Source organism: Blautia sp. MSK.18.38 (assembly GCF_024460535.1).
Taxonomy (GTDB): domain Bacteria; phylum Bacillota; class Clostridia; order Lachnospirales; family Lachnospiraceae; genus Blautia_A; species Blautia_A fusiformis.
In genome coordinates this window covers 23,392-30,023 of record NZ_JANFYP010000032.1, presented here as the reverse complement: position 1 = coordinate 30,023, position 6,632 = coordinate 23,392, and the positions used below count along the sequence as shown (strand labels likewise).

General features: G+C 43.2%; 6 protein-coding genes. 1 reads left to right on the top strand and 5 read right to left on the bottom strand.

Going from position 1 to position 6,632, the window contains the following annotated elements; translation table 11 throughout:
* The first annotated feature begins 96 nt into the window (after window positions 1–96).
* Window positions 97–1,230: an ROK family transcriptional regulator gene (locus NE638_RS15790; RefSeq protein ID WP_044962240.1), complete on the top strand. Its 1,134-nt coding sequence runs from the start codon at window positions 97–99 to the stop codon at window positions 1,228–1,230.
* A 109-nt stretch (window positions 1,231–1,339) separates the two neighbouring features.
* Here the strand turns inward: NE638_RS15790 and udk are convergent, their stop codons facing one another.
* The 5 genes from udk to NE638_RS15765 all read right to left on the bottom strand — a co-directional run bounded on the left by udk (window position 1,340) and on the right by NE638_RS15765 (window position 6,631).
* Window positions 1,340–1,960, bottom strand: a complete 621-nt coding sequence (gene udk, locus NE638_RS15785; RefSeq protein ID WP_021976352.1) for a uridine kinase — start codon at window positions 1,958–1,960, stop codon at window positions 1,340–1,342.
* Window positions 1,961–2,135: 175 nt separating this feature from the next.
* Entirely contained in the window at window positions 2,136–2,768 is a 633-nt protein-coding gene (locus NE638_RS15780; RefSeq protein WP_256137233.1) for a methylenetetrahydrofolate reductase, read from the bottom strand.
* Between the two features lie 10 nt (window positions 2,769–2,778).
* Window positions 2,779–3,330 carry an MATE family efflux transporter gene (locus NE638_RS15775; protein ID WP_118071783.1) on the bottom strand — a complete coding sequence of 184 codons (552 nt, stop codon included), beginning with the start codon at window positions 3,328–3,330 and terminating at the stop codon, window positions 2,779–2,781.
* A 135-nt stretch (window positions 3,331–3,465) separates the two neighbouring features.
* On the bottom strand, window positions 3,466–5,784 hold the full coding sequence (locus NE638_RS15770; protein ID WP_118071784.1) for a PfkB family carbohydrate kinase: 2,319 nt from the start codon (window positions 5,782–5,784) through the stop codon (window positions 3,466–3,468).
* A 4-nt stretch (window positions 5,785–5,788) separates the two neighbouring features.
* Window positions 5,789–6,631 carry a carbohydrate ABC transporter permease gene (locus tag NE638_RS15765; RefSeq protein WP_173746664.1) on the bottom strand — a complete coding sequence of 281 codons (843 nt, stop codon included), beginning with the start codon at window positions 6,629–6,631 and terminating at the stop codon, window positions 5,789–5,791.
* Window position 6,632 lies beyond the last annotated feature (1 nt).

The following is a 6,632-nucleotide window of genomic DNA, read 5'->3' as shown; positions in this document are numbered from 1 at the left end:
GAGCAGGAAGCCCCCACTTCAAAATCGTAAGATTTAAGTGGTGGGAGCATGTCACGACTTAAACATATCTATAATTACTTTTATCAGGAGAATCTCATGAGTGAAAAAGGATTAACCACCATCAATTTAAAAAAAATAAACCGCTCCAAGGTTTACCAATATATATACAAAACACACCAGACTTCCAAAATGCAGATCGTCCAGGATCTTCAGATGGGGCTTTCCACCGTAAGCCAGAACCTGAACCTGCTGGAAAAAGAAGGGCTTATTGACAGAAACGGATATTTTGATTCCACAGGTGGTCGAAAGGCCCAGGCCATCCAGATCGTCTCGGATTTCCGGATTTCCATTGGAATCGGGATCCTGAAAAACATGTTCCATATCACAGCAATCGACTTATATGGAAATGCCTTTTATACAGAAACCATTGCTCTTCCCTATTCCAACACAGAAGAATATTACAGACAGCTGACCGATAAAGTACGAAAATTCATCGCAGAAAATCACTATCCGAATGAAAAGATCCTGGGTATTTCCATTGCCACACAGGGGATCACTTCTCCGGATAATTCCACTGTGATCTACGGAAACATCATGAACAATACCGGAATGAAACTGGAGGATTTTTCCCGGCATCTTCCTTACCCCTGCCATCTGGAACATGATTCCAAATCCGCTGCTTTTCTGGAGCTGTGGAATCACCCGGAGCTTGACAGTGCTGTCGTGTTCCTTCTGAACCGAAACCTGGGCGGTGCCATTATCACCAATCATCAAATTCATCAGGGAAGTTCCATGCACAGCGGAACCCTTGAGCATATGTGCGTCAATCCTGACGGCCCTTTATGTTACTGCGGAAACCATGGCTGTCTGGAAACCTACTGCTCTGCCAACGCTCTGGAACAGTCTGCCGGGATGCCTGTGAAGGAATTTTTCCCTCTGCTCCGCGAAAAAAAATCCCCCCGGCTTGCTGAGCACTGGGAAGATTATCTGAACCATCTGGCCTTTGCCATGAAAAATCTGAACCTGATCATCGATGCACCGATCATCATCAGCGGATATCTGGCACCTTATTTTACAGAAGAAGATATTAATTATCTGTTAGAACACATCAACACAGACGCACCATTCACCCTGGACAGAAGCCAGATTCTGGTCGGCACCCACGGGCAGTATACACCTGCCATTGGTGCAGCTTTATATTATGTAGAGAAATTTACACAGAGCGTGTGAATACAGACATATTCACCTGAACCGGTCAAAAAAGCATGTCATACACAGCCAGACGGATACAATCTGATCCGCTCTGTCCTAGAGTATGACATGCTTTTTATTTTACTTATTATTTTTTCAGTTCTTTCAGCAGCTGCCCGATTTTTGACACAAACAGATCAAAGGCCACATTATTCTTACCGCTGTTGATCACAATATCTGCTTTCGCCCGTGTGGGCTCCACGTACAGATAATGCATCGGTTTTACTGTGGTAAGATACTGATCGATGATTCCGTTTAAATCCCGTCCACGTTCCTCCACATCTCTGGAGATCCGTCTTAAGATCCTCTCATCTGCATCTGCTTCCACATAAACCTTGATATCCAGAAGATCTCGGATACGGGGATCTGCAAGAAGCAGGATTCCCTCTACCAGAATGACCGGTCTTGGTTCGATCTTCAGCACTTTGTCGGAGCGGTTGTGCTGACTGTAATCGTATACCGGACATTGGATAGTTTTGCCCTCCTTGAGTTCTTTGAGATGCTCGACCAGAAGATCGGTTTCCAGTGAATCCGGGTGATCGTAATTCACCTTCACACGTTCTTCAAAAGGAATTCCGTCCTGTCTGCGGTAGTAATTATCATGATAGATCACCACCACATCGTCTCCGAAATGCTTCTTCAGTCTGTTTGTAAATGTAGATTTGCCGGAACCTGATCCTCCGGCGATCCCGATAATAATACTTTCCATCGTCTCTTTACCTCTTAAGCTAGAATTCTTCCGCTGTGGATCCCGCAGGCTTCCCGAAGAGTTTTTCCGTATAGAGAAGCTTTTTCTTACACAAAAGCTGCCCGGTCGGTGTGCATCTCCTGCACCCGGTTCCGGACAGCTTTTCTGGTTATTTTTTATAAAGCAATCGTTCTGATCAGATCTCAGCCTGCTCCAGAAGTGCCGGGATCTTGGACTCCCATCCAAGTGCCATGATATGTACACCCTGGCAGTATGGCTTGCACTCTTTGATGATACGTGCAGCGATCTCAACACCAGTGATACCGGCTTTTGTTTTCTCTTTGTCTGCTTTCAGCTCCTCGATCATCTCATCCGGAACATGGATGCCGGCTACGTTGTTGTTCATGAACTTAGCCATTCCGGCAGATTTCGGAATGATGATACCAACCTGTACAGGTTTTCCGAACTGTTTTGCTTTTTCCATAAATTTGATGAATTTCTCCGGCTCAAATACAGCCTGTGTCTGGAAGTAGTCTGCACCTGCAGCAACCTTTCTTTCCATCTTTGCAAGCTGAGCGTCAACGGAATCGCTGCATGGAGATACAACGGCACCCTTGGAGAATTTCGGAGGCTCTCCAACCAGCTGGTTTCCTCCAAGATCTACACCGGACTCAAGAAGCTGTACTGTATGAAGAAGAGATACAGAATCAAGATCGAATACCGGTTTTGCCTGCGGATGATCGCCCATCTTCGTATGGTCACCTGTCAGACAGAGGATGTTCTCAATACCAAGCATCGCAGCACTTAAAAGATCAGACTCCAGTGCGATACGGTTTCTGTCACGTCAGCACTTTCATAAACAGCAGATCCAGGCTTAAATTTGTGACAATAACCCCAGCTGAAGAAATGGCAGCCAGCTTTGGCGCGCCGTCTGTCCGCACTGCAATAGAGAGAATATTATATAACACATAGATCGGGGCAAAGGCAAACACCACGTTCAGATACTGCAGTGCCTGTGGCAAAAGCTCCGGTGTGGCACCAAGCAGACTGCATAATGCGCTGCGAAATACGAGAGATACAGCTGCGAAAAGCACACCTGTTATCAGTCCTACACTTAATACGGAGCCGAAAACCCGATTTACACCTTTCAGATCTGCTTCGCCGAGTTTTTTCCCAATTAAGACGCCTGCACCGCCGCCTAAGGTGATTCCCATAAGTAAATAAAGCAGAAATACCGGTGTTGCAATGTTCGCCACAGCCAGGCCGGTACTGCCTATAAAATTTCCTACCAGAGTAGCATCCACAAGGGTGGATATGGTAACCCCAAGAGAAGAACATACTCCCCAGAATAAAAAGGTTCTGTATGCACTTTTTGCATAGTTTGTTTCCATATGATTTTCCTCCTGCCTTCAGCTGACTTTTTCATCAAAGCCAGGGGCTTTTGACCCCGACATCATTATATCAAAAAGGAGCAACTCCCGGTACTGCAGAGTTGCTCCTTCTTGCTGTCAATCGATCGGATTATGTTAGCTATTGATCCTCTTAATCACTTCTTCCATTACAGGCATCGCAGGTATTGCTCCTTCTCTCTCAACACATAGGGAAGCCATCGCATTTCCAAAGCGGACACATTCTATCATTTCCTGTAAAGAATATTCTTCTATACGCTTACCGGATTCACAAATCTTATATAAAAAGCCTCCCATAAAAGAATCTCCGGCACCGGTGGTATCCACAACTTTGCTGGAATAACCTGAAACATATGCTTCCTGCTGATCCTGCAGATATACAAACGATCCTTTTTCGCCTAAAGTAATGAGTACTATTTTTGCACCATACTCTGTTATGCTCTCTGCTGCTTTCCGAACATCCGTATAACCTGTTAAGAGCTCAATCTCTTCTTCTGATACTTTAACGATATCTGCATATTCTAAAATACTTCTCATCCATTTACAGGCTTCTTCCTGTGAATCCCACAAACTGGCTCTGTAATTCGGATCATAAGAAATAATTATTCCATTATTTTTCGCAGCTTTTAATGCAATAAACTCTGCATTTCTGGATAGTTCATCTGTTAACGACAAAGATCCTACATGAAAAATACGGCTTTGGCAGATTATATCTTTCCGTACTTCCTCAGCCTTCAGTCTGATATCTGCTCCGGGTTTTCTGGCAAACGCAAAATTTCGTTCTCCGTTATCTGCCAGTTTAACAAAAGCAAGTGTTGTAAAATAGTCAGCATCACTTATTAATCCTTCGGTTGATACACCGCATTTATCCAGTGTTTCCTTTAAGAAATCACCCAGGAAATCTTCTCCTACTTTTCCGATAAATGCTGTTTGGGCACCCAGCCGTTGTGCCGCGACCACAACATTAGCAGGTGCACCTCCCGGATTTTGTGTATAAGACAATGTTTGTCTTTCACTCTCTTTTTTCCCGGTAAAATCAATCAATATCTCTCCCAGAGAGGTAATATCATAATGCCGTTTTGCCCTATATTTTATATCTACGCCTATATTTCCTTGTGGGTATAATTTTCCTGTATAACGATACAGACCATGCTCCCACAATAATGTAAATGTATTTCCGTCTATGAGGATATCAATATCTGTTTCTTTTTCCATCATTTCACAGGAAACAGTTCGTATACCATATCTGGAAGCTGTGTCTGCCCGGTTATAATTCACGGTCATTTCTTTCTTTGAATAATCAAAGCATATTGTCACGGTATGTCTATCTGTATCATATAGATCAATGCACAATAACTCTCCATCTCCCGGCAGCTTTCCCTTCAATTCCACCATTACTGGCTGACTTTGCGGTGGTATGTTTTCACCGGTCCAATGTTTTTCCAATGTTCTGCGGAAGAGCTTCATCTCATCTTTCACTTTATCAGCCACTTTTGCACACAAACGCCTGTTATCATCTAAATACCATACTCGTGATACATCCAGTATTCCACGATACCCTTCCTTGGGACCGAAATCCCGGATCCAGGGCATCCACAACCAGCCTCCCAGCCAGGCAACAGACCGAATTTCCCCATTCAATACCGGATATGTCTGTGCTGCATAATAATGAGTTCCAAGATCCAAGGTTCCGCTTATCTTTTTATGGAATTCACATTTGTCAAAATCCACCTGTCCGGACAGATATAGCGTCGTTGCACTGTCTTTTTCATACATCGGCGAAGCTGTCAAAAACCAGACATCGTCAAGGCAGAAGGCATCCGGACATTCAAACATTCTGCCCTCACCAGGCTCTGCTTCGTACAAAATTCCGCTATACGTCCAATGATACAGATCGGTAGAAGAGAAAAGATAAATTCTTCCGCGGCTCTCTGGATGTTCAATTCTTCCGGTGGATCCTCCGCAGATCATTCTCCATTTTCCTTGCGCGAAAAACACCTTGGGATCTCGAAAATCTCTTCCTCCCTTTTCCGGGACTTCATTTATCAACGGGTTTTCTTCTATCTTTACGAAATGTCTCCCATCCTTTGACACCGCAAGATTTTGCGTCTCAAAAATACCGGTTTCATCTTCCGTTCTTCCTGTATAGAATAAAAATAGCTGATTATCCTGTACAACAACCGATCCGGAAAAGCATCCACCGTTTTTATCGTTATCATAGGGCATATCGGGGACCAGTGCCGGTTCCAATTCGTCCCAGTGTATCAGGTCCCGGCTTACCGCATGCCCCCAGTGCATACTGTCCCAGCTATCATGGTACGGATTATACTGATAAAATATATGATATTGTCCTTTAAAAAACACTAATCCATTAGGGTCATTGATCCAGCCTTTCTGTGGTGTAAAATGTAGGGATGGTCTTACGATTTCTCTCATTTTCTTATCCTTTCACTGCTCCTGCAGTCATACCACTTATAATATACTTCTGCAAAATGACATAAAATACTAATTCAGGAAGTATGATCATCAGACTCGCTGCAATGATCCCACTGTAATCCATGGAATATTGTCCTTTAAACATAGATGTCATTAACGACACGGTGTTTAAGGCATTATTCTGAATAAAGGTTGATGCAAACGGGAACTCATTGTAAATATAAACTGCATTAAAAATAATGATCGTCACGAACGTGGGTTTCATAACCGGAATCACCACTTTGGTACATAGGTTAAATAGATTGCAGCCGTCGATAATTGCTGCTTCTTCCAATTCTCCGGGGATATCTCTCAAAAACCCGGTAAACAGTAAGGTATTGAACGAGATATTCACTGCAACATACGGTAAGATCAGTCCCAACCGTGTTCCAAGGATTCCCATCAGTGAATCAATCCGATATACCGGAAACAGCAGTACATAAATAGGGATGCCAATCCCGATCAGCAGGAAAAGATACAATGTTTCTGATGTCTTGTGGTTTCGAAAAACCATTCTGGAAATTGCGAACGAACTCATAAAAGTAAATAAAATACTGAAAAAAGTAGATACTACTACCAGTAAAATCGTGTTAAAATACATTCTGGAAAAATCAATAGTATCAATCGCACGCTGATAATTCTCAAATCTTATTGTCTGCGGCAAAGAAAGTGGGCTGTTGACAATCTCATTATTTGTCTTTAATGAAAGCAACATAGCCCACAGTATGGGCATGACCAAAAGAATAATCAATCCCAGCAGACATATGTAAAAAATGACTTTTTTTATCGATATTCTCTTGTTTCTCATA